Genomic DNA, 24,944 nt, shown 5'->3' on the forward strand with positions numbered 1-24,944 from the left:
TCCTGGCGAAAGCCAGGACGACGTTGGGGAGAGAGCGGATGAACCTCAATGAAAATCCCGCGACGGCGGCAGGATGCGGACATCGCGGGGGTGGCGGATTTTCTGCGCGGGCGCATCAAGGTGGTCGCGGCGGTCGTCGTTGAGGGGCTCGATCAGGGCGGCGCCCGCTGGCACCGGCTGCTTGCGGCTTAACGCATCATTGGCCAGCCCGACCAGATTGTGCGAGCGGTCGACCATGCGCTGGGCGATGAGATGCGTCACCTTTTCGGGGCTGCTCTGGATATAGCCCTCGACCAGGATGAGGCGCGCGCCCATCACCTCCTTGCGGTATTGCTCCATGATCTTGGGCCACACCACGACATTGGCGATGCCGGTTTCGTCCTCCAGCGTCATGAACACGACGCCGCTGGCGCTGCCCGGCCGCTGCCGGACCAGCACCACGCCGGCACAGCGAACGCGGCGCCGCTCGTTCTCATGACTGACGTCCTTGCAGGCGATGACGCGCTCGCGCGTGAACATCTCGCGCAGGAACTCCATCGGGTGGCCCTTCAGCGACAGGCGGATGGTCTGGTAGTCGGCGACGACCTGCTCCGGACGCGGCATCACCGGCAGCGGTTTTGCGTGCTCGTCCGGCTGCTCGCGCGCGGTGGCCGCCTCGAACAGCGGCAGCGGCACGTCATCGGGCAGGCGCCGCACCTGCCACAGCGCCTCGCGGCGGTCGAGCCCGAGCGAGCGGAAGGCGTCGGCATCCGCCAGCAGGATCAGCGCGCGCTTGGGCAGACCGGTGTCGCGGGCGAAGTCTTCGAGCGAGGTGAAGAGCCGGCGGTTGCGCGCAGCGACGATGCGGTCGGCCCAGTCCTGGGTTTTCTCCGTATTATTCCGAGCCGTTTCCACATTGTCATTCCGGGGCGCGCGCAGCGTGAACCCGGAATCTCGAGATTCCGGGTCTGGTGCTAACGCACCATCCCGGAATGACGGTGTTGTGGGCGCGCCCCCATTGCGCACTTGCGCAATGTGGAATGACAGCTGAGAGTGTTTCAGCCTCTCCTCATCCTCATCAAGCCAATGGAAGCCGTCGATCTGGCGGAAGCCCAAGCGCACGGCGCAATATTTGCCGTCGGTGTTCTCCAGCGTGTTCTGCGCGAAGCTAAAGGACACGTCGATCTCGCGCACCTCGACGCCGTTCTTGCGGGCGTCGCCGACGATCTGTGCCGGGGCATAAAAGCCCATCGGCTGCGAGTTCAACAGCGCGCAGCAGAACGCGTCGGGGTGATAATGCTTCAGCCAGGACGAGATGTAGACGAGCTGGGCGAAGCTCGCGGCATGGCTCTCCGGAAAGCCGTAGGAGCCAAAGCCCTTGATCTGGTCGAAACAGCTCCGGGCGAAGTCGGGGTCGTAGCCGCGCGCGACCATGTTGCCGATCAGCTTGTCCTCGTACTTGCCGATGGTGCCGACATTGCGGAAGGTTGCCATCGAGCGGCGCAGGCCGTTGGCTTCCTCGGAGGTGAATTTTGCCGCCTCGATCGCGATCCGCATCGCCTGCTCCTGGAACAGGGGCACGCCCATCGTCTTGTGCAGCACCTTGTAGAGCTCATCCTTGTCGCCATGCTCCGGTGACGGAGATGGATAGCTCACTTTTTCCTGGCCGTTCCGCCGCCGCAGGTAAGGATGCACCATGTCGCCCTGGATCGGCCCCGGGCGCACGATCGCGACCTCGATGACGAGATCGTAGAAGGTCCGCGGCTTCAGGCGCGGCAGCATATTCATCTGCGCGCGACTCTCGACCTGGAATACGCCGAGCGATTCTCCGAGGCACAGCATGTCGTAAACCTTGGGATCGTCCTGCGGGACGCTCGCCAAAACCCACCGCTGACCTTTGTGCTGGTCGATCAAGTCAAAACTCTTGCGGATGCAGGTCAGCATGCCCAGCGCCAGCACGTCGACCTTCATCATGTTGAGCGCGTCGACGTCGTCCTTGTCCCATTCGATGAAGGTGCGGTCGTCCATCGCGGCATTGCCGATCGGCACATAGGTGTCGAGCCGGTCTTGCGTGAGCACATAGCCGCCGACATGCTGCGAGAGATGGCGCGGGAATTCGATCAACTCGGTCGCAAGCTCGACCGCGAGGCTGATCATGGGATTGTTGGGATCAAGCCCGGCCTGCTTGACCTGCATGTCGTTGAGGCCCTTGCCCCAGCTCCCCCATACCGTGTCGGCGAGCGCCGCCGTGACGTCCTCCGTCAGGCCCAGCGCCTTGCCGACATCGCGGATGGCGCTGCGTGGACGGTAGTGGATGACGGTCGCGATGATCGCGGCGCGATGGCGGCCGTAGCGGCGATAGACATATTGCATCACCTCCTCGCGCCGCGAATGTTCGAAATCGACGTCGATATCAGGCGGCTCCAGCCGTTCCTTGGAGATGAAGCGCTCGAACAACAGATCGACCTTGGTCGGATCGACCGAGGTGATGCCGAGCACGTAACACACGGCCGAATTCGCCGCCGAGCCGCGGCCCTGGCACAAAATGTTCTGGCTGCGCGCATAGTGGACAATGTCATGCACGGTGAGAAAATAATGCGCGTATTTCAGCTCGGCTATCAGCGCGAGCTCCTTGTGCAGAGTGGCGCGGAGCTTGTCGTCGATCTTGCCGCCGAAATAAGTCTGCACGCCGGCCCAGGTCAGGTCCTCCAGATGCCCTTGCGCGGTCTTGCCCGGCGGCACCGGCTCGTCCGGATATTGGTATTTGAGCTGGTCGAGCGAGAAGTCGATGGCGCCTGCAAAGCGCATGGTTTCTGCGATCGCCGCAGGGAAATCGCGGAACAGCCGCGCCATTTCTCGGGGTGTTTTCAAAAACCGTTCGGCATTGGCCTCAAGCTTCCTCCCGATCGCCTCGATCGTGGTCTTTTCCCGGATGCAGGTCAGCACGTCCTGCAAGGGGCGGCGCGCGGGATGGTGATAGAGCACCTCGTTGGTCGCGAGCAGCGGCACTTTTGCCTTCACTGCGAGAGCATCGAGCCGCGCGAGGCGACGCCGGTCGTCGCCGCGATGGAGCAGGCTCGCCGCCAGCCACACGCCCTCGGCGCGGCTTGTCTTCAGTTTTCCCAGAACATTTAACGCTTGCCCCGCGTCAAAGCGATGCGGCAGCGTCAGGACCAAAAGCTGGCCTTCGGCAAACTCCAGGAGATCGGCGAAGGTGAGATGGCACTCGCCTTTCTCGATCCGCGTGATGTCATCGCCACGCTTGCCCCTGGTGAGAAGCTGGCAGAGCCGACCATAGGCCGCGCGATCGCGCGGATAGACCAGGATGTCGGGCGTATCATCGATGAAGACGATGCGCGCGCCGATCAGGAGTTTTGGCTTGTGCAGCACTTCCGTATTGTCGAGCTCTTTGTAGGCGCGGACGACGCCGGCGAGCGTATTGTGATCGGCAATCCCGATCGCGGGAATGCCCAAAATGCTGGCCTGATGCACATAGGCGCGCGGATCCGACCCGCCGTGCAGGAAGGAGAAGTTGGTGGTGATGCCGATCTCGGCATAGGCTGGCGTATTCATGCGAAGAGACCGTGCACAAACCAGTTGGCGGGAACGGACCTGCCCTCCTCGTCCACGAGCTCGCTGTCGTAGAGACCATCGCGAAAGATCCAGAACCGCAGGCCTTCGGCATCCTCGACACGAAAGTAGTCCCGCGTGAGCTGCTTGCCGTCCTGCCGCCACCATTCCATCGCGATGCGCTCGGGCCCTTCCACCCGCACCACCGCATGCAGCGCGCGCCGCCAGGTGAATTGATGTGGCGCTCCGTCCGGCACGGTCGCGAACGGCACCTTGATCGGTTCCGGCTTATCGAACAGCCGCAACGGGCGTAGCGGCGGCTCGCTCTCAACGCGCGATGGCCATTCAGTCTGCGCGGCAGCGGCGAGATGATGCTGCGCAGGCGCGGCGAGCACCGCGCACTCGGGAATATGCGTATCCTGCGGCAAGTGTACGACGACGCGCTTTCCGCCGATCCTCGCGGCGATGCGGTCGATCAGCGCGGCGAGTTCGTCATTGTCATGGACGTGCGCATCGAGATCGCGCTGCTCCTGCACCACAATCTCGGTGCGGCTCGCCGAGAGACGGACCATGTCGAAGCCGAAACCGGGATCGAGGGGATCGGCGAGCGCATCTAGCCGTTCGCGAAAGAGACGGTCGACGACTGCGCTTCGCGTCACCGGCCGCCCTGTCTCGACCATGATCGCGCGCACCATGCCGTCGGTGCGGAAGAAGGACGCCTCCAGCCGCCGCGCGCCCTTGCCTTGCTTCTCCATTGAGGCGATCAGCGTATCCGCGAGCCGCGACAGCGTCATCGCGATCATGGTGTCGGTCGCGATCGGCTCGGCGAAGCGTTTTTCCACGATGTAGTCAGGCAGCGGCTTTCGCGGGCTGATCGGCGCATCGCCCTGCCCCAGCGCATGCGCGAGCAGCGTCGAGAAGCGCGCACCGAAGCGCGCCGTGATCTCATGGGGGCTGCGCGAAGCGACATCGCCGATGGTCTTCAGGCCGGCGCGGCGCAGACCCGTGGTGATGGCGTCATCCGCGCCGAGCGCGGAGACCGGCAAGGCACTGATCGCTTCCGCCTCCGCGCCATCGGCGACGATGGTGCTAGGTGCCTGCCGCGTCAGCGTGCGCGCACAGATCGAGGTCGAAGCGATCGCCGCGCTGACCGCAAAACCCTGCCGCACCAGTGTACGGACGAGCGCCTGCAACAGGTTGGCCTCGCCGCCGAACAGATGCGCGCAGCCGGTGATGTCGAGGAAGAGGCCATGCGGGGGATCGAGCGCCACCAGCGGCGTGAAGCGGTCGCACCAGTCGGCGATATCCTCGAGCGTCCTGGCATCCGCCGCGACATCGGCGTCGAACACCTTTAATTCCGGACAGATGGCGCGGGCGTTCGCCAGCGGCTGGCCGATATGCAGGCCGAAGTGTCCAGCCGCTTCATCGAGCGCGTAGATCGAAAGCGCGTTGTTTTCCTTCGCAACGACGATGCTCGGCCCATCTTTTCGTTTTAACGCGTTTTCTTCACGCGAACCGGTGTCCACTTCGCTTGAAAACGCCTTATCCGGCCTTTCGCTGATGAGCGAAAGCACCCGCTTGATGCGATCGATGGGCAGGCGCGGCAGCCACAGGCTGAGGATACGCCGACGATTCACTGAACAGGCACTCATCACTTTTCCATTCCATGATCCACCGGCCGACTGGGCCATGACGATTGCGAACGAGCTCGGCATCGAAGCAAGGCGCGCCCCAGGCGCTCCACTGAGGTCCCGGCGGTGAATGCGCCGCCCGCAACATCCATCTGGTTTCCGCGGTCGACGGCAGAGGGTTTGCTGCCATCCGCAGCAGCAGCCCGGTCACGCCGGAAGCCTGGGCTGCAAGCGTCAGCTTGCGGCTCGCCACGAGATCGAACTGTTTCGTCTCGCCCCAGAGCTCGAGCACGACGGCGCCCAGCGCATCGCAGGCAAGCGCATCGGCTGACGTCCGCAGCGCGCTCTCGATATCGGCAGCGCGCACCATCACCACGCGGCGCGGATCGAGGCCGAGTTCGGCAAGCCCGCTCATCGACAGTGCGCCTGCCTCGATTTCCGAAAAATCCTGCCGCACCCACAGCAGCGGGCGATGCGCCATCACGCGCCCCGCAAGTCCGGTGACAAAACCCGTCGCGGCCGTGCCCTGGCGTCCCTCGCAAAACACTTCGTGGATCGCCGCACGTGCCAGCCCACCCTGCAAGGCCAGATCTGCCTGGGGGTGGCCGAGCGCCACGCGATCGCGATGATGCGCGGCATCCGACGTCTCGATGCGCTCGATCTGGCCGCGCAAAGCCGCAAGCGCGCTTGTGCGTGCGCTCATGCTCGCCGCTCCTTCTCGTGATGGTCGCCAGGATCGTCAGAAAGACAAACGATCGGCTGGCTCATTTGTTCATGATATGTTCTAATATAAAGCTAACAGCGCCGCCGGAGTCAATCGAATTGGCGGGCTCTCGGATTCATGAGCGAAATCAAGAGGATTCAAGTGCCATGTACCTCACCACTCTCGATCATGAGACGGATTTCGACGGCTGGCGCAAAGCCGCACGCGCGCTGGCACTGCATCACATCGCCCCCGTGGACGTGACGTGGGGCGTGCAAGGCCAGATCAAAGATCAAATGCCGCCCGGCCTGTCCGAAGCGCCGAGCCTGCCGCCGATCGAGATCGAAAGCACCTTCAACGTGCCGGCCAATTTCATCGAGCTTGCGCGCGTCGCGATCCTCAATCGCGACAGCGAACGCTTTGCGCTGCTCTATCGCCTGCTGTGGCGGTTGAAGGCCGATCATGACCTCTTGGGACGGATGACTGACCCTGATGTGGCGCTGGCCACCGCGATGGCAAACAGCGTGCATCGCGACGTGCAGCGGATGCGCGATGTCATCCGTTTTCGCGAGATCGGACGCGAGCAGAAGGCGCATTACGCCGCCTGGTTCGTGCCGGAGCATCACATCGTCGAATTCGCGGCGCCCTTCTTCGCGCGCCGCTATGCGGACATGCCCTGGTCGATCCTCACGCCCGACATCTGCGCCCATTGGGACGGCCACGTGATCTCGTTCACCCCGGGGATCAGCCAGACGGAGATGCCCGCACCAAGCCGCCTGGAGGAAACCTGGCGGCGCCACTTCCGCACCGACCGGCCGATCGCACCGGAAGCGCCAAAAAAGCGCGCGAGGAACCTCCCGGAAGCCTCGATACTTGAACCTCTGCTCGCCGATGCCGAACGCTGGACCGGCGGACGGAGCACGCCGCGTCCGGAGGCAGCCATGCCACGCAAACCCGCCGCCGATGATCTCGAAACGCTGCGCGAGGAAGCCGCGCATTGTCGCGCCTGCCCTCTCTACAAGGATGCGACGCAGACCGTGTTCGGTGAAGGCCCGAAGAGCGCCACCATCATGCTGGTCGGCGAACAGCCCGGCGACAAGGAAGACCTCGCTGGCTACCCCTTTGTCGGGCCCGCTGGAATGATGCTCGATCGCGCGCTGGAAGAGGCCGGCGTCGATCGCAAGAAGGTCTATGTCACCAACGCGGTGAAGCATTTCAAGTTTGTACCGCGCGGAAAAATCCGCCTGCACCAGAAGCCGAACACGCCGGAGATCCGCGCCTGCCGGCAATGGTATGAACGGGAACTGTCGGCCCTCCAGCCCAGCCTCGTCGTCGCGATGGGCGCGACCGCCGCGCAAAGCGTGTTCGGCAAGATCACGCCGATCGGCAAGAACCGAGGCCGGCTGATCGATCTTGCCGACGGCCGCAAGGCGCTGGTGACGGTGCACCCGTCCTATCTGCTGCGGCTGCCGGACCCCAAGGCCAAGGAGCTGGAATATCAGCGTTTTGTCGACGACCTGAAGATCGCAGCCGGATTCCGGGAAAAATCAGCACGGGCAGCGTGATGTAACTCACGCTGCGCCGCAGCGGATACCCGTGGAGAAACGTCGTCATTTCAACTGCCTGTCACATGCCGCGCGCAAAGTCGGGGCACAGGGACAGGAGAGTTTTCAATGAGTGACCTTGCTTTACCCGGCTCCATCGAGCCGGCCTTGCGGAGGGGCCCCGACCTCGACCGCGGTTTTCATCCGCTGACCGGCATTATCTACATGGGGGTCATCGCCGCGGCGCTGCTCTTCGTCGCCTACAGCATCTGGGTCGACGTCGATGCGACCGGCACGCAGGTCAAGAGCATTGCGCCCTTCCTCATGCTCTTCGTCGCGCTGCTGATCGCGCTCGGCTTCGAGTTCGTGAACGGCTTTCACGACACCGCCAATGCGGTCGCAACCGTCATCTACACCCGCTCGCTGCCCGCCCACGTCGCCGTGGTCTGGTCCGGCATGTTCAACCTGTTCGGCGTGCTGCTCTCGAGCGGCGCGGTCGCGTTCGGCATCGTCTCGCTGCTGCCGGTGGAGTTGATCCTCCAGGTCGGCTCCAGCGCGGGCTTTGCCATGGTGTTCGCGCTGTTGATCGCGGCGATCATCTGGAACGTCGGCACCTGGTATTTCGGCCTGCCGGCGTCGAGCTCGCATACGCTGATCGGCTCGATCATGGGCGTCGGCATCATGAATGCGGTCCTGCACGGCCGCAGCGGCACCTCGGGCGTCGACTGGACCCAGGCCACCAATATCGGCAAGGCTTTGCTGCTGTCGCCGCTGTTCGGGTTCGCGCTCGCCGCCGGCCTGCTCCTGATCCTGCGTACCGTGCTGCTGCGCGCCACGCCCGCTTTGTTCGGCGAGCCGAAGGGCGACCAGCCGCCGCCGTGGTGGATCCGCGGCATCCTGATCCTCACCTGCACGCTGGTGAGCTTCTTCCACGGCTCCAATGACGGCCAGAAGGGCATGGGCCTGATCATGCTGATCCTGATCGGCACCGTGCCGACGGCCTATGCGCTCAATCGCGCACTGCCGGCGAGCCAGATCGAGGCGTTCGTCGCGAACTCGGAGGCCGCGAGCAAGGTGATCGAGGCCAAGGCCGCCGGCTACAACGTCATCGGCAATCCGCGGCCTGCAGTGACCAACTACGTCGCTCAACACGAGGTCAACGGCGGCACGTTCCCGTCGCTCGCCGTGCTCGTGCGTGACATCGCAAAGCAGGTCACCACCTACGGATCGCTGGCGAAGGTGCCGGCCGAAGTCGTCGGCAACACCCGCAATGACATGTACCTCGTCTCGGAAGCAATCCGCTTCCTGATGAAGGACAAGGAGGCCGAGCTCAGCGCCAACGACGTCGCCGTGCTCACCGCCTACAAGGGCTCGCTCGACAGCGCCACGAAGTTCATCCCCGGCTGGGTGAAGATCGTGGTCGCCATCGCACTTGGACTCGGCACCATGGTTGGCTGGAAGCGCATCGTCGTCACGGTCGGCGAAAAGATCGGCAAGACGCACCTGACCTATGCGCAAGGCGCCTGCGCCGAGATCACCGCAGCCGCCACCATTGCCGCCGCCGACGTCTACGGCCTGCCGGTCTCGACCACGCACGTGCTGTCGTCCGGCATCGCCGGCACGATGGCGGCCAACGGCTCGGGCCTGCAATGGGCGACGATCCGCAACATCGCGATGGCCTGGGTGCTCACCCTGCCGGCCGCGATGATCATCTCCGGCGTGCTCTACTACGTGTTCTCGCGGGTGTTCTGAGCGCTACGCCACTCAACGACAAAGGGCCCGCGCATCGCGCGGGCCCTTTTTCCATTTCACCCTGGCTTGTGTGTGCTTACGAGGCCGCCAGCGAGCTTTCCACCAACTTGATCCAGTAGGACGTGCCGTAGACGATCGCCTCGTCGTTGAAATTATATGCGGGGTGATGGAGACCCGCGCTGTCGCCGTTGCCGCAGAAGATGAAGGCGCCGGGGCGCGCTTCCAGCATGTAGGCAAAATCCTCGCCGCCCATCAGCGGCGGCATCTCGTGCACGTTGGCATCGCCCGCGACCTGTTTGGCAACCGTCCGCGCGATCTCGGTCTGCGCGGCATGGTTGTTCACCACGGGATAATTCCTCTTGTAGTGCAGATCGATTTTCGCGCCGGTGATCTGTGCCACGCCCGCCACCACTTCGCGCACGCGCTTCTCGACGAGGGCGCGCACCTCGGGCGTCAGCGTGCGGATCGTGCCCTTGAGCTCAGCCGTCTGCGGAATGACGTTGCGGGCATTGCCGGCGTGGAATTCGCAGATCGAGATCACGGCCGAATCCAGGGGATCGATGCTGCGCGCGACGATCGACTGCAGCGCCGTGATGACCTGCGCGCCGACCAGAACGGAATCGACGCATTTGTGCGGGCGCGCGGCGTGGCCGCCGAGACCCTCGATCTTGATGTCAACCTCGTCAGTCGCCGCCATGATCGGCCCCTGCCGGATCGCGAACGAGCCGATGGGAATGCCGGGGCCGTTATGCATGCCGTAGACCTGGTCGATGGCAAAACGCTCCATCAGCCCGTCCTTGACCATGGCCGCGCCACCCGCGCCGCCCTCCTCGGCTGGTTGAAAGATCACGACCGCATCGCCGGCGAAATTGCGGGTCTCGGCGAGATAGCGCGCCGCGCCAAGCAGCATCGCGGTGTGGCCGTCATGGCCGCAAGCATGCATCTTGCCCGGATTCTTCGAGGCGTAAGGCAGGTTGGTCTGTTCCTCGATCGGCAGCGCATCCATGTCGGCGCGGAGGCCAATGGTCTTGATGCCCTCGCCCGCCGGCTTCTTGCCCTTGATCAGCCCGACCACGCCGGTCTGACCCATGCCGGTGACAACCTCATCACAGCCGAACTCGCGCAGGCGGTCCGCAACGAATGCTGCGGTGCGGTGAACGTCGTACAGCAGCTCCGGGTGCTGATGGATGTCCCGCCGCCAGGCCTGGATGTCAGGTTGAAGGTCGGCGACGCGGTTCACGATGGGCATGGAGGATCTCAAGCTTTCAGTTGGGAATACAGGACTGTCTACCATGCAAGCGGCGGTCCACCTAACTGCTTCGGACATGGCCTTGCCCGCCGTCATGCTTGGGCTTGTCCCGGACATCCACGACCGACTATTAGGACGGCAAGCGCGTGAATGCCCGGGACAAGCCAAAGACCGAGCCTGGGCATGTCGACCATCTGGGTGGAAGCAGAATGCCAAGGCGGCTCGAAGGTGAGTTTGACTACATTGTCGTCGGGGCCGGCACGGCGGGCTGCATCGTCGCCAACCGGCTCTCGGCTGATCCGAAGAACCGCGTCCTCATTCTCGAGGCCGGCGGCGACGACAACTGGATCTGGTTCCACATCCCCGTCGGCTATCTCTTCGCTATCGGCAACCCACGCTCGGACTGGATGTTCAAGACCGAGGCCGAGCCCGGGCTGAACGGCCGCGCGCTCGCCTATCCCCGCGGCAAGGTGATCGGCGGCTGCTCGGCGATCAACGCCATGATCTCGATGCGGGGACAAGCCGCCGACTACGACCATTGGCGCCAGCTCGGGCTCACTGGCTGGGGCTATGATGACGTGCAGCCGCTGTTCAAGCGGCTGGAGGATCACTTTCTTGGGCCGAGCGAGCATCACGGTGTCGGCGGCGGCTGGCGCATCGAGGCGCCGCGGCTGTCCTGGACCATTCTCGACGCGGTCGGAGATGCCGCAGAGGAGATGGGCATCAAGCGCATCCCGGATTTCAACACCGGCGACAATGAGGGCACGAGCTATTTCCACGTCAACCAGAAGCGCGGCCGGCGCTGGTCCTCGGCGCGCGGCTTCCTCAAGCCCGCGCTGAACCGGCCCAATCTGCGGCTCGAGAAGCACGTGCTCGTCGATCGTCTCATCATCGAGCAGGGCCGCGCCGTCGGCGTGCGCTTCATCCAGAATGGCGAGACCATCGAGGCGCGCGCCAGGCGCGAGGTGATCCTCTCGGCCGGCGCGATCGGCTCGATCCAGGTCCTGCATCGCACCGGCATCGGACCTGCCGACTGGCTGTCGCCGCTCGGCATCGACGTCGTGATGGACCGGCCCGGGGTGGGACGCAATTTGCAGGACCATCTGCAACAGCGCGCGATCTACAAGGTCGAGGGCGTGCGCACGCTGAACGAAACCTACTACAATCTGTTCCGCCGCGGCCTGATGGGGCTCGACTATGCTTTCCGCCGCCGCGGCCCCCTCACCATGGCGCCGTCGCAACTCGGCATCTTCACCCGTTCCGATGCGACGCGCTCGCGCGCCAACATCCAGTTCCACGTGCAGCCACTCTCGCTCGACAAGTTCGGCGATCCCCTGCACCGCTTCCCCGCGATCACGGTCAGCGCCTGCAATCTCCAGCCGACCTCGCGCGGCTCCGTACGCCTGCGCGCGGCGACGCCGGACGAGAAGCCGATCATCGCGCCGAATTACCTCTCGACCGAAGACGACCGCCAGGTCGCCGCCGACGCCATCCGCACCACGCGCCGCCTGATGCAGCAGAAGGCGCTGGCAAAATATCACCCGAGCGAATATCTGCCCGGCCCCTCCGTCGGCGATGACGATGCCTCGCTCGCCAAAGCCGCCGGTGATATCGGCACCACCATCTTTCATCCCGTCGGCACGGCGAAGATGGGCACGGCCAACGATCCGATGGCCGTCGTCGACGAACGCCTGCGCTTCTACGGCCTCGGCGGCCTGCGCATCGTCGATGCCTCGATCATGCCGACGATCACGTCAGGCAATACCAACACGCCGACTGCGATGATCGCCGAAAAGGGCGCGACGATGATTTTGGAAGATGCGAAGTAAACGCACCGCGGCATGATCACTCAGCATCGCCATTCGATCGGACCCGCCGGCGCGCAGATTGCGCTGGTGCAGTGGGGAGAGGGAGAGCGGCGCAAGCCGCCCGCGCTGCTGCTTCACGGCACCGGATTCGTCGCCGACGTCTGGAACGAAGTCGCCCACGATCTCGCATCGAGCTACACCGTCTATGCGCTTGATCGCCGCGGCCACGGCGCGAGCCACAAGCCCGGCGCCTATCACTTCCTCGATTACTCCGACGATATCTGCCGGGTGATTGAAGCGCTCGATCTCTCCGACATCTACGGCATCGGCCACAGCGCCGGCGCGACCGACCTGCTGCTCGCGGCAAAGCTCCTGCCCGCCCGTTTCACGCGCCTGTTCGTGATGGAGCCGACCGTGATGGACCCGCGCCAGCCGCGCGATGCATCGGCGGGATTGAGCGAATGGGCGAGCGCTGCCGTGCAAGGCGTGCTGCGGCGCCAGCGCGAGTTCGACGGTTTTGATGCCGTCTTCAAGCGCTACCGTGCCGCGCCTGCATTTGCGGATTGGACTGAGGCCTCGCTCTGGGCCTATGTGAAGCACGGCTTCAACCCCCTCGCGGATGGTCGGGTGCGGCTCTGCTGTACACCCGAGATCGAGTCCGCGATCCTGCGTCCCATCTTCGAAGCGATGGAGCAGATCTACACGGGCGATACGCGCGGCAACCCGTTCGGATACCTGACCGAGATCGACTGCCCGGTGCGCATTACGACCGCCGAGAAGTCGGGCGCGATCTACAAGCAGATGGCATCCCGCGCGGTGTCGCTCATTCCGCGCGTCAGTGCGGAGACCTTCGACGGCGTTGGCCATTGTGTGGCGCAGGAGGCGCCGGCCCTCGTGGTGCAGGCCGTGCTGGAGTTCTCGGCCTAGCCCTGCGGCCCTTTGCGAAACCTGAAGTCGCAGCAGGCTCCGCCTTCCATGATCGTCTGGCTGCGGGACAGCTCGAGTTCGTCGTTGAAGCCGGCCAGCATGGCATGGTCTCGATTGCAGTGGACGCGGGCGCCGAGATCCGCGAGACCCAGCTCCTTGTAGAACTCGGCGTATTGACAGCGCGTGACATTGAAATCGAGATGATCTTCGGACTCCGCGACCACCGTGACATCCATGCCGCCACCGCCGGCCCAGAGCTCCTGCGCCACGGTTCGCAGCGACGCAGTTGACTTTCCATAGGCTGCCGCCCACCTCGCGCCGTCCTCGGCGGCGAGCCGACGTATCGTTTCGTCAACGACTTCGCGCATTGCGCTTTGACCAAATCGGTCGCGCAACACCTGAATGAACGGAATCAGCACGCGCCCTTCGATCTTCCGGCGCTGCAGGTGGCTGATGGCAACTTCGCTCGTATCAACCATTGTCGACCGCCTCTTTCATGGACTGACATGTTTGTTTCACGCCGCCATCCACGGATCAAACCAGATCTTCTGAAGCGTTGACTTAGATTTTCTATGCCACGAAGATGTGCGCTTCCGGAGCGAGAGGGCGCTTTGTGCGATGGGCTATCGGTTCCTCCCCTGAACGGTCTGCGAGCGTTAGGAGCATCGGCACGTCACCTCAGCCCGTGATGCTGCCAGGACTGGCCGGATGCCGTGAGGTCCGGGCGCTCCGCAGGCTCCTCACACACATCTAGGGCATCGCCTTTCGGCCGTTGAGGCGTTGAGGACATTCGAGGTGCTGGCTTGACGATGCTGACGGAATTCGGTCGCGATATCTGGATCGCAGATGGTCCACACGTCTCGGTCGCGGGATTTCACTATCCCACCCGAATGGCTGTCATGAGGCTCCCGGACCAAAGCCTTTTCGTCTGGTCACCGACGAAGATCACGGAGAGCTTGCGAGAAGCCGTCGATGCCGTTGGCCAGGTCCGGCACATCGTTGCGCCCAATTCACTTCATCATCTCTTTCTTCCCGAGTGGAAGCGCGCCTATCCCGGAGCCAAGCTCCACGCCCCGCCTGGCCTGCGACAGAGGCGCGCCGATATCAGCTTCGACACCGACCTCGGCGATGTACCGAACGCGGATTGGGCCGGGCAGATAGATCAGGTCCAGGTGCGCGGCAATCTGATCACGACGGAGGTGGTGTTCTTTCATGCTGAGAGCCGAACCGTACTTTTCACCGATCTCCTCCAACAAATTCCATCTCATCTGCTGTCGGGGTGGCGGGCGACCGTTGCGAAGCTGGATCGCATGGTTGGGCCCGAGCCGTCGGTGCCGTACAAATTCCGGATTGCGTTTGCCAACCGACGCGTGGCGCGAGAAGCCCTCACGCGCGTTCTCGCGTGGCCTGCCGAAAAAGTACTGATGGCCCACGGAACGCCGATCGAGACGGATGCATCAGCATTTTTGCGGCGCGCATTTGCGTGGCTGAGCCCTTAAGCGGCAGATCTGAGGCCGCTGGACTTGCGGCCCTCGCTCACGAATTCGTCATCCCATCCAGGAATAAACCCGCCCCTCCCCCGATCACCTCCTCCGAAGCCCAATTCCGGGCGCAAGGAGAGGCGTGATGAGCGGACACGACCACGGGGACGACGGCGTCAACCGCCGCAAGGTGCTCGAATGCATGACCTGGGCCGGCACCGGGGTGCTCTGGACCATCACGGGCGGCGTGCCGCGCTCGCTCGGCATCGTCGATTCCGTCCAGGCCGCAGAAGCGCCCGGCATGACCTTTCTCCAGATCAGCGACAGCCATGTCGGCTTCGACAAGCCGGCCAATCCCAACGCGCTCGGCACGCTGGAGGAGGCCGTCAACAAGATCAATGCGATGCCGGCAAAGCCGTCCTTCATGATCCACACCGGCGACATCACCCACCTGTCGAAAGCCGCCGAGTTCGACAATGCCGAGCGCATCATCTCGCAGACCAAGCTCGACGTGCACTACGTGCCGGGCGAGCATGATTTCCTCGACGAGGAGGTGAAGTTCTATCGCGATCGCTATGGTCGCGGCACCAAGGGCCAGGGCTGGTATTCGTTCGATGCCGGCGGCGTGCATTTCGTCGGCCTCGTCAACGTCGTCGACCTCAAGGCCGGCGGGCTCGGCAATCTCGGCACCGAGCAGCTCGCATGGCTCGAGGACGATCTGCGCGGCAAATCGAAATCCACTCCGGTCGTGCTGTTCGCCCACATCCCGCTCTGGACCGTCTATCCGCAATGGGGCTGGGGCACCGAGGACGGCGCGCGCGCGCTCGAATACGTCAAGGGCTTCGGCTCGGTCACCGTGCTCAACGGCCACATCCACCAGGTGATGCAGAAGGTCGAGGGCAACGTCACCTTCCACACCGCACGCTCCACCGCCTTCCCGCAGCCCGCGCCCGGAGCTGCCCCCTCACCCGGCCCGATGAAGGTCGAGGACGCAAAGCTGCGCTCCATGCTCGGGGTCGCCAGCATCAACTTCAAGCAAGGCGATCAGCGCCTCGCCATCATCGACACGCCGCTCCAAGGTTGATTCAAGGCTGAACGGAAGCTGACCATGAAGACTCTCAATCGCCGCGACTTCGGTGTCGCCGTGGCCGCGGCCGTGCTGCTGCCCATCACCAACGCCCGCGCCGACGACATGGAGGTGCATATCGACAATTTCACCTTCCAGCCGGCCGAGCTCACGGTGAAAACCGGCACCACCATCACCTGGATCAACCGGGACGATATCCCCCACACCATCGTCTCGGCCGGCAAGTTCAGGTCGAAGACCCTCGACACCGACGACAAATTCGCGTTCACCTTCACGGCGGCCGGCGATTACAAGTATTTTTGTTCGCTGCATCCCCACATGACGGGGTTGATCAAGGTTGAGTAACGGCTCAAACCAAGGCATCACCATCCTGCCCGGCCAGTGGATTGACGCTGGCCGGGCGCGCGCGTCGAAAGCCGGCACCGGCGAAAAGGCAAAGCGAGCGGCGATGCCCTCCACCAGCGACGATCCCGACAAGGCGCGGCGCTTCCGTGAAGCGGCGCTGCCGCATCTGGACGACGTCTATACGCTCGCGCGCTATCTGCTGCGTGACGCCTCGGATGCTGAGGATGCCGTGCAGGAGTGCTACCTGCGCGCGCTGAAGCATTTCGACAGCTATCGCGGCCCGGCGATGAAGCCGTGGCTGTTCGCGATCCTGCGCAACGTCTGCAATGCCGAATATGCGCGTCGGGCGCATTCGCCCGCGGCGATCGAGGATATTCCCGAAGCGGCCGAGCAGCCGCCGATCTGGCGCGAGACTGAAGCAAATCCCGAAATTGACATGCTGCGCACGCGTGACGCGACGGCGATCAGAAAACTCATCGAGGCTTTGGCCGAACCGTTCAAGGAAACTTTTGTGCTGCGGGAGATCAACAACCTGTCCTATCGCGAAATCGCAGACGCCGTCGGCGCGCCGATCGGCACCGTGATGTCCCGCCTTGCCCGCGCCCGCGCCATGCTGCGCTCAGCCTGGATGGCGGAAGAGGAGCAACCGAAATGACCTGCGACGAGGCAAAGCTTCTGCTTCACGCACTGATCGACGGCGAGCTCGACGCCGGCCATACCAGCGAGGTCGAGGCGCACATCGCGGCCTGCCCGGCTTGTGCGGCCGAGCTCGCCGCCCAGCGCGAGATGAAGCACGTGCTCGCCGATACCGATTTGCGCTACACCGCGCCGGCAAACTTGCGTGCCCGCATCGAGGCCTCGCTGCCGCAGCCGCGCCAGCAGAGCCGCCGCGCGGTGCTGCGCGGCTTTGCGATGGGCTCGGCGGTCTCGGCGCTCGCCGCCACCGGCCTCGTGGCCATCGTGCTGCGCCAGGATGACCAGCAGCGCATCCTGTCCGAGGTCGTTTCCGCGCATCTGCGCTCGCTTCAGGCCGGTCATTTGACCGACGTCGTCTCCACCGACCAGCACACCGTAAAACCGTGGTTCAACGGCAAGCTCGACGTTGCCCCGCCCGTGATCGACCTAACCGCGCAGGGCTTTACGCTGGTCGGCGGCCGGCTCGATTATATCGACGCCCGCGCGATCGGCGCTGTGATCTACCGGCGCCGCCAGCACATCATCAACCTGTTCGTGTCGCAGACCGCAAGCGCCGAGCACCGCCCGCCGAAGACCCAGACCATGCAGGGCTTCAACTGCCGCCGCTGGGGCGACCGCGGCCTGAACTTCTGGGCCGTCAGCGATATCGGCGCCGACGAGCTCGCGGAATTCGTCGACAAGTTCGAGAGGGCGATGAAGGCGAATGTGGAGGGGTAAGGTTCCGTCGAACCACAACAACGTGGTTGCTGGCGCGCAAATCCTTTCCAAGGTCGTCCTGGCGAAAGCCAGGACCCATTACCACAGAATGCAGTTCTGTGATTGGTACTAGCCCCGAAGTTCTATGAGAGATCACGCGGTATGGGTCCTGGCTTTCGCCAGGATCGTGGAACCGATAGGTGGTCGCAATCCCGATCGCTATTGCGGCAAAGTAAGCCTGCCTACGCCGACCGCCTCACCGCATTGTCCACCAGCGTCTTGCCGAGCGACCAGATCGCGCCGGGGACCTTGTGGCTGCCGGCGATGACGTCGTCGAACGCCTTCTCGATCCAGTTGCAGTCTTCTTCGGTGATGGTGAGCGGCGGCAGCAGCTTGATGGTGTGGCTGCCGTGGCCGGCGACTTGCGTCAGGATCTTGTGGTCCTTGAACAGCGGCACGGTGATGAGCTGGCAGAACAGGCCCTTGTTCGCCGTCTCCAGCACGTTCCAGGACGCCCTCAAGCGCAGCGATTTCGGCGGGCCGAATTCGATGCCGATCATGAGGCCCTTGCCGCGCACTTCCTTCATCAGCTCATAGCCGGGCACCATGCGGGTGAGCGCGAGGCGAAGCTCGGCACCGCGCTTGGCGGCAGCCTCGATGAGCTTCTCGGATTCCATCACGTCCAGCGTGGCGATGCCGGCGGCCATCCCAAGGTCGTTCTTGGAGAAGGTCGAGCCGTGCACCACCGCACGGTCCATCTGGTTGAAGATCTTGTCGAAGATGCTTTTCCGCGTCAGCACCGCGCCGACCGGCACGTGGCCGCCCGAGAGCGACTTCGACAGCAGCACCATGTCGGGCTCGACATTCCAGTGCTCGACCGCGAGGAAGCGGCCGGTGCGGCCCATGCCGGTCTGGATCTCGTCGGCGATGAACAGCGTGCCGTATTTCTTGCAGAGCGCAGCCGCGCCCGGCAGGAACTCGTCGGTGGGCATGTTGACGCCCTTGCCTTGGATCGGCTCGACGATGAAGCCTGCGACCTCGCGCGAGGACAGCGCCTTTTCCAGCGCGGCGAGATCGTTGAACGGGATCGAGGTGCAGCCGGGCAGCAACGGCTCGAAGCCGCTGCGGAAATTCGAGTCCCCCGTCAGCGACAGCGCGCCGTAGGTCAGGCCGTGATAGGCGTGGGCGCAATAGACGATGCCTGGGCGCCCGGTGGCACCGCGCGCAAACTTGATCGCCGCTTCCACACTCTCCGCACCCGAATTGGCAAAGAACGCCTTGTCGAGATAGGGCACATATTTGAGCAGCCGCTCGGCGAGCACGCCGGCGAGCGTCGAGACGTCGAACTGAACGAGATTGGGCAGATCGGCGTCGAGCACGCTCTTCAGCGCCTCGCGCATCACGGGATGGTTGCGGCCGATCGCGAACACACCAAAGCCGGACAGCAGGTCGAGATAGCGCGCGCCATCGCGGTCGTAGAGGTACTGCCCCTGCCCCTTCTGGAAGCCGACGTCATAACCGATGGTCTTGAGCACCCGAACGAACTGCTCGTTCAGGTGACGCGTATGCAGGGAGCTGCGTTGCGCCTCGCGGTCAGCAAAGAGCTGGGCCATGTCTGGATTTGGAGTGTGCATCCGCTACATACTTCGGTTGATGGTCGTGTCGTCAACAGAAAACGGTCGTTGCGGCCTTTTGCCCTTTTTCGGACCATCTTCGCAAGCACAGCTTTAAATCATGTTGCACTGCCAAGGAACTATCATGCGTTTGGCCCTTTACTCCGGAATAATACTGGTTAGCGGTTTCAGCTGTTTGAACCCGGCCTTCGCGGCCGATCCGACCGGCGACTGGCGGGTCGCCGACGGCGTCGCCAACATCCGCGTGGCGCAATGCAATGGCAGCATGTGGGGCGCGGTGTCCTGGGAGAAGACCCCCGGCGGCCGCGATGAGAACAACCCGGATGTCTCAAAAAAGAGCAGGCCGACCCTGGGCATGGCGATCCTGATCGACATGAAGAAGAAGGCCGGCGCCGACCAGTGGGAGGGCCAAGTCTACAACGCCAAGGATGGCCAGCTCTACGCGTCGACCATCACACCCGCTGGCACGGACCAGCTCGAGATCAAGGGCTGCGTGCTCGGCTTTCTCTGTGGCGGCGAGACCTGGACCCGGGTCGGGCCGCCGATCCCGTCGAGCCCCGCCAACAGCATGGCCAAGGGCGCGCCGAAGACCACCGGCGCCGCGCCCAAGATGGCAGCGCCTGCCGCTCCCAAGAGCACCGGCGCGAGCGCAAAACCCGGTCAGAAGGCTGCCGCCGATCCCGTTGGCGACATCTGCCTACTCCCTGAGATTGCGGGGTTTGCCCATTAGGGCCGGCTGAAACAGCAGCACGGCGGCGAGCGTCGTCACCAGCGAAAGCGCGAGCAGCTTGCCCATGCTGGACGTGCCGGGATGGCTCGACAGCCACAGGCTGCCGAACGCGGTCGCCGTCGTCAGCGCGCTGAAAAAGATCGCCCGCGTCAGGCTGGTCTGCAGCAGGTTTGTCCTGCCGGAGCGCCAAGCCACGACATAGTAGATCTTGAAGGCGACGCCGACGCCGAGCAGCAACGGGAAGGCGACGATATTGGCGAAGTTGAGCGGCAACCCGATCAACACGCAGATCTCGAGCGTCACGGCTCCCGCAACCAGGAGCGGCACCAGCGTCATCAGCACGTCGGTGAAGCGCCGCAAGGTGATCCACAAGAGCAGGCTGATGACGACCAGCGCATAGATGCCCGCCATGATGAAGGCGCGCACGACCGTATCGCCCGATTTCAGGATCGACACCGGACCGCCGATCGCCATCGGCTCCGCTGCGAGCACCGCCGCGGCGAACTTGCGCAAGGTGTCGTTGTCGTTGGGATCGCCGCGCGGCAGCGCCTCGACGCGGATCACGCCGTCCTTGCTCTTCCAGGCATTGACCAGATCAGACGGAAGCGACTTCAGCGTGACCGGCTCGGCCTGCATCGCGTTCCTGAGCTGATCGAACACGATCTTCATCGGCGTAATGAAGACGTCCTGTGCCTTGTTGCGGGTCGCCTCGTCCGCGTTGGCCAGCTTCTCGAGCCCATCCGCAAGCCGCCGCGAGGCGGTAGCACCGGGTCCCTTGTCGTTGCCTGCAGTCCTGCGCAAGGCCTCGACCGAGGATTTCAGCGAGTCGACATTTTCCTGGTCCGAAGGCGCAGCGTCGACCTGATCCGGGTTGAGCGCGGGATTGATCACCTTGGCGCCCTGCGCGATCAGCTTCAGCTTCGGTGCCTGATCCGATGGCACGAAGCTGTCGAGGGACATCACCCGCAGCACCTCCGGCAGCTTCTCGAGCCTCGCCTCGATCTGCGTCGCCTGCTCTTCCGAATTGGTCAGCACGTTGATGGCGTTGGCGCCGGTGTTCGGATCCTTGCGCAGGTCAAGGAAGGTCGCGATCGACTCCGCCCTGGGGTTGCGCAGGTTCATCGGATTGAAGTCGAATTTCATGTAGTAGAGCAGCGGCAGGCCGCCGACGGCGAGGAGCAGCGTGCCGCCCACGATCACCACGCGGTGCTTCTCCAGGAAGTGATCGAGCGGCGCCAGGAAGGCGTAGCCGACCGGCTCCTTCTCGCCAGGCGGGTTCAAGAGCTTCAACAGTGCCGGCAGCACGGTGATCGAGGAGAGGAACGCCACCAGCATGCCGACACCGGCGATCTGGCCGAGCTCGGAAATACCCTTGTAATCGGTCGGCATGAAGCAGAGGAAGCCTGCGGCAGTCGCCATCGCGGCCAGCGACAGCGGGATCGCCGAACGCTTGGCGCCCAGCACGAGCGCAGAAGTGAGATCATTGACCTTGTAGCGTTCCGAGCGATAGCGGACGCTGTACTGGATGCCGAAATCGACGCCGAGACCGACGAACAGCACGGCGAAGGCAATCGAAAGCAGGTTGAGCGAGCCGACCATCATCAGGCCTGCGGCCGTCGTGATCGCGAGCCCGACGAACAGGTTCACGAACACGGCGAAGATGATCTTCGCCGAATGCAGCGCGAGCCAGAGGATCAGCAACACCACCAGGACGGTGCCGATGCCGTTAACGACGACGCCTTCCTGCACCGTGGCGTATTCCTCATTGGCGATGGGGACCGGACCGGTCAGGCGCACCCGCGCCTGGTACTTGGTCGGGAAATCAAGGTCGGCCGCGGCCTTGCGGATCGCATCCGTCGCGCCCTTGCCGGGCTCGAGCGCGTTGTAATCGAGGACCGGCTTGAACTCGATGAAGGCGCGCTTGTCCGAGTCGGAGAGCGGCTTGTCGCTGACGAGCTCGCGCCAGGAGAAGATTGCGTTGCCCTTGTTCAGGACCGTCTCAACCGTCTGCGCGATCAGGTTGAAGGGACGCTCGGTGTTGTCGAGCTTCACCTGGCCCCGTTTGACGCCGGCAAGCCCGGTCTCCAGCGCGCCGGTGAGGCCGCGGATCGAGGGATCGCCCGCCATGATCTCGATCAGGGGCGCTGCCGACTCGAACTGGCCGGTGATCTTGCCGACCTCTTCGGTCGGCAGGAACAGCAGCCCGTTCTTCTCGAAGAATTCGCCGGTGCCGAGCTGCTGCATCGACACGAAATTGGTCTTGTCGTCCCTCAGCTTGGCGTAGAGCGCGTCGGCCGCAGCCGTCGTCATCTCGGGCGTCGCCGCCTCGACGACGGCCAGAATGGTGGCGTCGCGATCGAAGGCACGATCGAAGGCCTGGTCGCGCTGCCGCCAGTCGAGATTTTGCGCGATCAGCGAGTTGATATCGGTGTTGATGGCGAAATGGCGCGCCGCGTAGTAGCCCGCGCCCACCGCCAGCAGGAGCCCGGCGATAACGACGAGGGTGGCAAATCGGGTGCAGGCTCGGACGATCGCAACGACTATAGTTTGCAGCACATCTATTCTTTCTGGCTTTCAAACAGCTTGCCGGAAACGCCCGCTGTTTATCGGAGTTCCCCGGCGAAACCTATCGCTGTTTTGGGCGGTTTGACCCGTCGGGAGGTTCGAGGAATTGACGGAAGTCAACGATCGCGCGGGCGGGTATAGACGGCCAGTTGAGGCGGTAAAGTGACGAAGGGGTGAGGATCTGCCTTAACCTTGCCGCATCATAGTACCGTTAATGGAACCGAGGACGCGATCCGCCTTCCCTCGCGGCCGTTTTTTTGACACAAGGCCCTGTGCCTCCATGCGCTTGGGGCCAAACGGACGGGTGGGCGGCTACCACCGGTGCGGAACCAATGGTGCGGATATTGCACTATTGGTGAGTATCGGGGTGCCGCCGGGGACAACTGAACGGATTTGGTGCAACTTGCGTGATGGACACCCTATGGAAATTTATCTAGCGCAGCCGCGCGGCTTTTGTGCCGGCGTGGTGCGTGCCATCGAGATCGTGGAGCGGGCGCTGGAGAAGTACGGCCCGCCCGTCTATGTGCGCCACGAGATCGTACACAACAAATACGTCGTCGAGAGCCTGAAGCAGAAGGGCGCGATCTTCGTCGAGGAGCTGTCCGAGGTTCCGCCGAAGGCAATGACTGTTTTCAGCGCCCACGGCGTGGCGCGCAGCGTCGAGGAAGAGGCTGCCGCGCGCGACCTTCCTGTGCTGAACGCGACCTGCCCCTTGGTCACGAAAGTTCACAATCAGGGGAAACGCTACATCTCCAAGGGCCGTACCCTGATACTGATCGGCCATGCCGGCCATCCCGAGGTCGAGGGAACCATGGGCCAGGTTCCGGGCCCCGTGCTGCTGGTCCAGAGCGTCGAAGAGGTTAAGGCCCTGATGCTGCCGGCCGATCGGCCAGTGGCCTACATCACCCAGACCACGCTGTCGGTGGACGACACCAGGGACATTATTGCGGCCCTCCAGGCCCGATTTACAGATATTCAAGGCCCTGACATCCGGGATATCTGCTATGCGACACAGAACCGCCAATCTGCGGTAAGGGATTTAAGTAAGCTGGTCGACGTGATCTTGGTGGTGGGCGCTGCCAATAGTTCCAACTCGAACCGGCTCCGCGAAATCGGCACTGAGGCCGGCGTGGCGAGTTATCTGGTCGCCGATGGCCGCGAGCTCAATCCGGAATGGTTGAAAGACGCCAAGACCGTCGGCATCACAGCCGGCGCCTCGGCACCTGAGGTTCTCGTGGATGACGTGATCGAAGCCCTGCGACGGATCGGACCGGTTTCGGTCTCGGTGCTGCCAGGGCGCGAGGAAAACATCGAATTTCGGCTTCCGGCGGAACTCGCCGCAAGCTGACCTACCTGAATTCCAAGCCCAGAAAGAAACGTGTGATGGCAATACCCTTCTTCAAGGAAATGCGTATCGGCGGCTATTTGGTCAAGCAGAAACTGCTTGGCCGCAAACGCTATCCGCTCGTGTTGATGCTGGAGCCGCTGTTTCGCTGCAATCTCGCCTGCGTCGGCTGCGGCAAGATCGACTATCCGGACGCGATCCTCAACCGCCGCATGACGGCGCAGGAGTGCTGGGACGCCGCGGACGAATGCGGCGCGCCGATGGTGGCGATCCCCGGCGGCGAGCCGCTGATCCACAAGGAGATCGGCGAGATCGTACGCGGCCTGGTGGCGCGCAAGAAGTTCGTCTCGCTCTGCACCAACGCGCTTCTGCTCGAAAAGAAGCTAGACCTGTTCGAACCCTCCCCGTACCTGTTCTTCTCGGTGCATCTCGACGGGTTGAAGGATCACCACGACAAGGCGGTGTCGCAGAAGGGCGTGTTCGACCGCGCCGTGTCCGCGATCAAGGCGGCGAAGGCGCGCGGCTTCACGGTCAACGTCAATGCGACCATCTTCGATGGCCATCCGGCGGAAGAGATCGCAAAGTTCCTGGACTTCACCACCGAGCTCGGCGTCGGCGTCTCGATGTCGCCCGGCTACGCCTATGAGCGCGCGCCGGACCAGGAGCACTTCCTCAACCGCACCAAGACCAAGAAGCTGTTCCGCGACGTCTTCGCGATGGGCAAGGGCAAGAAGTGGAACTTCATGCATTCCGGCCTGTTCCTCGACTTCCTCGCCGGCAACCAGGAATACGAGTGCACGCCCTGGGGCATGCCCGCGCGCAACATCTTCGGCTGGCAGAAGCCCTGCTATCTGCTCGGCGAAGGCTATGCCAAGACCTTCAAGGAGCTGATGGAGACCACCGACTGGGATTCCTACGGCACCGGCAAGTATGAGAAGTGCGCCGACTGCATGGCGCATTGCGGCTACGAGCCGACGGCGGCGACGGCGGCGCTGACGAACCCGATCAAGGCGGCCTGGGTCGCAATGCGCGGCGTCAAGACCTCGGGTCCGATGGCGCCTGAGATCGACCTCTCCAAGCAGCGTCCGGCGCAGTACATCTTCTCGGAGCAGGTCCAGAAGAAGCTCTCCGAGATCCGCCGCGACGAGGCGCTCGCCGCCCAGGAGAAGGCCTCGACCGCCGCGTAAGCGGCTGGACATCGA

The 24,944-nt window shown here is 63.8% G+C and carries 19 protein-coding genes; 12 read left to right on the forward strand and 7 right to left on the reverse strand.

The genetic code is table 11. From position 1 onward, the window contains the following. Positions 1 to 45: 45 nt before the first annotated feature. From NLN62_RS00170 to NLN62_RS00180, 3 genes are read right to left on the reverse strand one after another with little or no spacing between them, the layout of a single operon-like run. Positions 46 to 3,552, reverse strand: coding sequence for an error-prone DNA polymerase (locus NLN62_RS00170; RefSeq protein ID WP_254106945.1), 3,507 nt, complete (start codon positions 3,550 to 3,552; stop codon positions 46 to 48). After that, the gene (locus NLN62_RS00175; protein ID WP_254106946.1) at positions 3,549 to 5,201 is read right to left on the reverse strand and encodes a DNA polymerase Y family protein; all 1,653 of its coding nucleotides are present in this window, start codon (positions 5,199 to 5,201) and stop codon (positions 3,549 to 3,551) included. The genes NLN62_RS00170 and NLN62_RS00175 overlap by 4 nt, the downstream gene beginning before the upstream one ends. Next, on the reverse strand, positions 5,092 to 5,883 hold the full coding sequence (locus NLN62_RS00180) for an ImuA family protein (protein WP_254106947.1): 792 nt from the start codon (positions 5,881 to 5,883) through the stop codon (positions 5,092 to 5,094). Before NLN62_RS00180 ends, NLN62_RS00175 begins: the two co-directional genes overlap by 110 nt. 167 nt (positions 5,884 to 6,050) lie before the next feature. Here NLN62_RS00180 and NLN62_RS00185 point away from each other — a divergent pair, with 167 nt between their 5' ends. Together NLN62_RS00185 and NLN62_RS00190 are read left to right on the forward strand one after the other, a co-directional pair. Beyond that, complete coding sequence (locus NLN62_RS00185) at positions 6,051 to 7,448, forward strand: UdgX family uracil-DNA binding protein (protein WP_254106948.1); 1,398 nt, start codon at positions 6,051 to 6,053, stop codon at positions 7,446 to 7,448. Between the two features lie 108 nt (positions 7,449 to 7,556). Next, positions 7,557 to 9,179 carry an inorganic phosphate transporter gene (locus NLN62_RS00190; protein WP_027528180.1) on the forward strand — a complete coding sequence of 541 codons (1,623 nt, stop codon included), beginning with the start codon at positions 7,557 to 7,559 and terminating at the stop codon, positions 9,177 to 9,179. 76 nt (positions 9,180 to 9,255) lie between these two features. Here NLN62_RS00190 and NLN62_RS00195 read toward each other — a convergent pair whose 3' ends face one another. Continuing rightward, the gene (locus tag NLN62_RS00195; protein ID WP_254106949.1) at positions 9,256 to 10,428 is read right to left on the reverse strand and encodes a M20 aminoacylase family protein; all 1,173 of its coding nucleotides are present in this window, start codon (positions 10,426 to 10,428) and stop codon (positions 9,256 to 9,258) included. Between the two features lie 209 nt (positions 10,429 to 10,637). On the opposite strand from NLN62_RS00195, the gene NLN62_RS00200 reads away from it, so the two are divergent. Continuing rightward, positions 10,638 to 12,257 carry a GMC family oxidoreductase gene (locus tag NLN62_RS00200; RefSeq protein WP_254106950.1) on the forward strand — a complete coding sequence of 540 codons (1,620 nt, stop codon included), beginning with the start codon at positions 10,638 to 10,640 and terminating at the stop codon, positions 12,255 to 12,257. Between the two features lie 12 nt (positions 12,258 to 12,269). Then, positions 12,270 to 13,163 carry an alpha/beta fold hydrolase gene (locus NLN62_RS00205; RefSeq protein WP_254106951.1) on the forward strand — a complete coding sequence of 298 codons (894 nt, stop codon included), beginning with the start codon at positions 12,270 to 12,272 and terminating at the stop codon, positions 13,161 to 13,163. Here the strand turns inward: NLN62_RS00205 and NLN62_RS00210 are convergent. Further along, on the reverse strand, positions 13,160 to 13,642 hold the full coding sequence (locus NLN62_RS00210) for an L-2-amino-thiazoline-4-carboxylic acid hydrolase (protein WP_035665312.1): 483 nt from the start codon (positions 13,640 to 13,642) through the stop codon (positions 13,160 to 13,162). The genes NLN62_RS00205 and NLN62_RS00210 overlap by 4 nt on opposite strands. 420 nt (positions 13,643 to 14,062) lie before the next feature. Between NLN62_RS00210 and NLN62_RS00215 the strand changes: the two genes are divergently transcribed. The 5 genes from NLN62_RS00215 to NLN62_RS00235 all read left to right on the forward strand — a co-directional run bounded on the left by NLN62_RS00215 (position 14,063) and on the right by NLN62_RS00235 (position 17,489). Next, the gene (locus NLN62_RS00215) at positions 14,063 to 14,662 is read left to right on the forward strand and encodes a DUF4336 domain-containing protein (protein WP_371933092.1); all 600 of its coding nucleotides are present in this window, start codon (positions 14,063 to 14,065) and stop codon (positions 14,660 to 14,662) included. 127 nt (positions 14,663 to 14,789) lie between these two features. Next, entirely contained in the window at positions 14,790 to 15,728 is a 939-nt protein-coding gene (locus NLN62_RS00220) for a metallophosphoesterase (protein WP_027528184.1), read from the forward strand. Positions 15,729 to 15,752: 24 nt separating this feature from the next. Beyond that, entirely contained in the window at positions 15,753 to 16,076 is a 324-nt protein-coding gene (locus NLN62_RS00225) for a cupredoxin family copper-binding protein (RefSeq protein ID WP_027528185.1), read from the forward strand. Positions 16,077 to 16,179: 103 nt separating this feature from the next. Further along, on the forward strand, positions 16,180 to 16,731 hold the full coding sequence (locus NLN62_RS00230) for a sigma-70 family RNA polymerase sigma factor (protein WP_027528186.1): 552 nt from the start codon (positions 16,180 to 16,182) through the stop codon (positions 16,729 to 16,731). Continuing rightward, on the forward strand, positions 16,728 to 17,489 hold the full coding sequence (locus NLN62_RS00235) for an anti-sigma factor (protein WP_027528187.1): 762 nt from the start codon (positions 16,728 to 16,730) through the stop codon (positions 17,487 to 17,489). The genes NLN62_RS00230 and NLN62_RS00235 overlap by 4 nt, the downstream gene beginning before the upstream one ends. A gap of 221 nt (positions 17,490 to 17,710) precedes the next feature. Here the strand turns inward: NLN62_RS00235 and hpnO are convergent, their stop codons facing one another. Continuing rightward, positions 17,711 to 19,102 (reverse strand): aminobacteriohopanetriol synthase HpnO, encoded by a 1,392-nt coding sequence (gene hpnO / locus NLN62_RS00240; RefSeq protein ID WP_027528188.1) that lies wholly within the window; start codon positions 19,100 to 19,102, stop codon positions 17,711 to 17,713. A gap of 124 nt (positions 19,103 to 19,226) precedes the next feature. Here hpnO and NLN62_RS00245 point away from each other — a divergent pair, with 124 nt between their 5' ends. Then, positions 19,227 to 19,832 carry a DUF2147 domain-containing protein gene (locus NLN62_RS00245; RefSeq protein ID WP_027528189.1) on the forward strand — a complete coding sequence of 202 codons (606 nt, stop codon included), beginning with the start codon at positions 19,227 to 19,229 and terminating at the stop codon, positions 19,830 to 19,832. Here NLN62_RS00245 and NLN62_RS00250 read toward each other — a convergent pair. Further along, positions 19,800 to 22,388 (reverse strand): MMPL family transporter, encoded by a 2,589-nt coding sequence (locus tag NLN62_RS00250; protein ID WP_027528190.1) that lies wholly within the window; start codon positions 22,386 to 22,388, stop codon positions 19,800 to 19,802. The genes NLN62_RS00245 and NLN62_RS00250 overlap by 33 nt on opposite strands. A 430-nt stretch (positions 22,389 to 22,818) precedes the next feature. Between NLN62_RS00250 and ispH the strand changes: the two genes are divergently transcribed. Both ispH and hpnH read left to right on the forward strand, forming a co-directional pair. Beyond that, on the forward strand, positions 22,819 to 23,745 hold the full coding sequence (gene ispH / locus NLN62_RS00255) for a 4-hydroxy-3-methylbut-2-enyl diphosphate reductase (protein ID WP_027528191.1): 927 nt from the start codon (positions 22,819 to 22,821) through the stop codon (positions 23,743 to 23,745). Between the two features lie 35 nt (positions 23,746 to 23,780). Then, a complete protein-coding gene (gene hpnH, locus NLN62_RS00260; RefSeq protein WP_254106952.1) occupies positions 23,781 to 24,929 on the forward strand; it encodes an adenosyl-hopene transferase HpnH in 1,149 nt (382 codons plus the stop codon). Positions 24,930 to 24,944: the final 15 nt, after the last annotated feature.

Source organism: Bradyrhizobium sp. CCGUVB23 (genome assembly GCF_024199885.1).
In the GTDB taxonomy this organism is placed as follows: domain Bacteria; phylum Pseudomonadota; class Alphaproteobacteria; order Rhizobiales; family Xanthobacteraceae; genus Bradyrhizobium.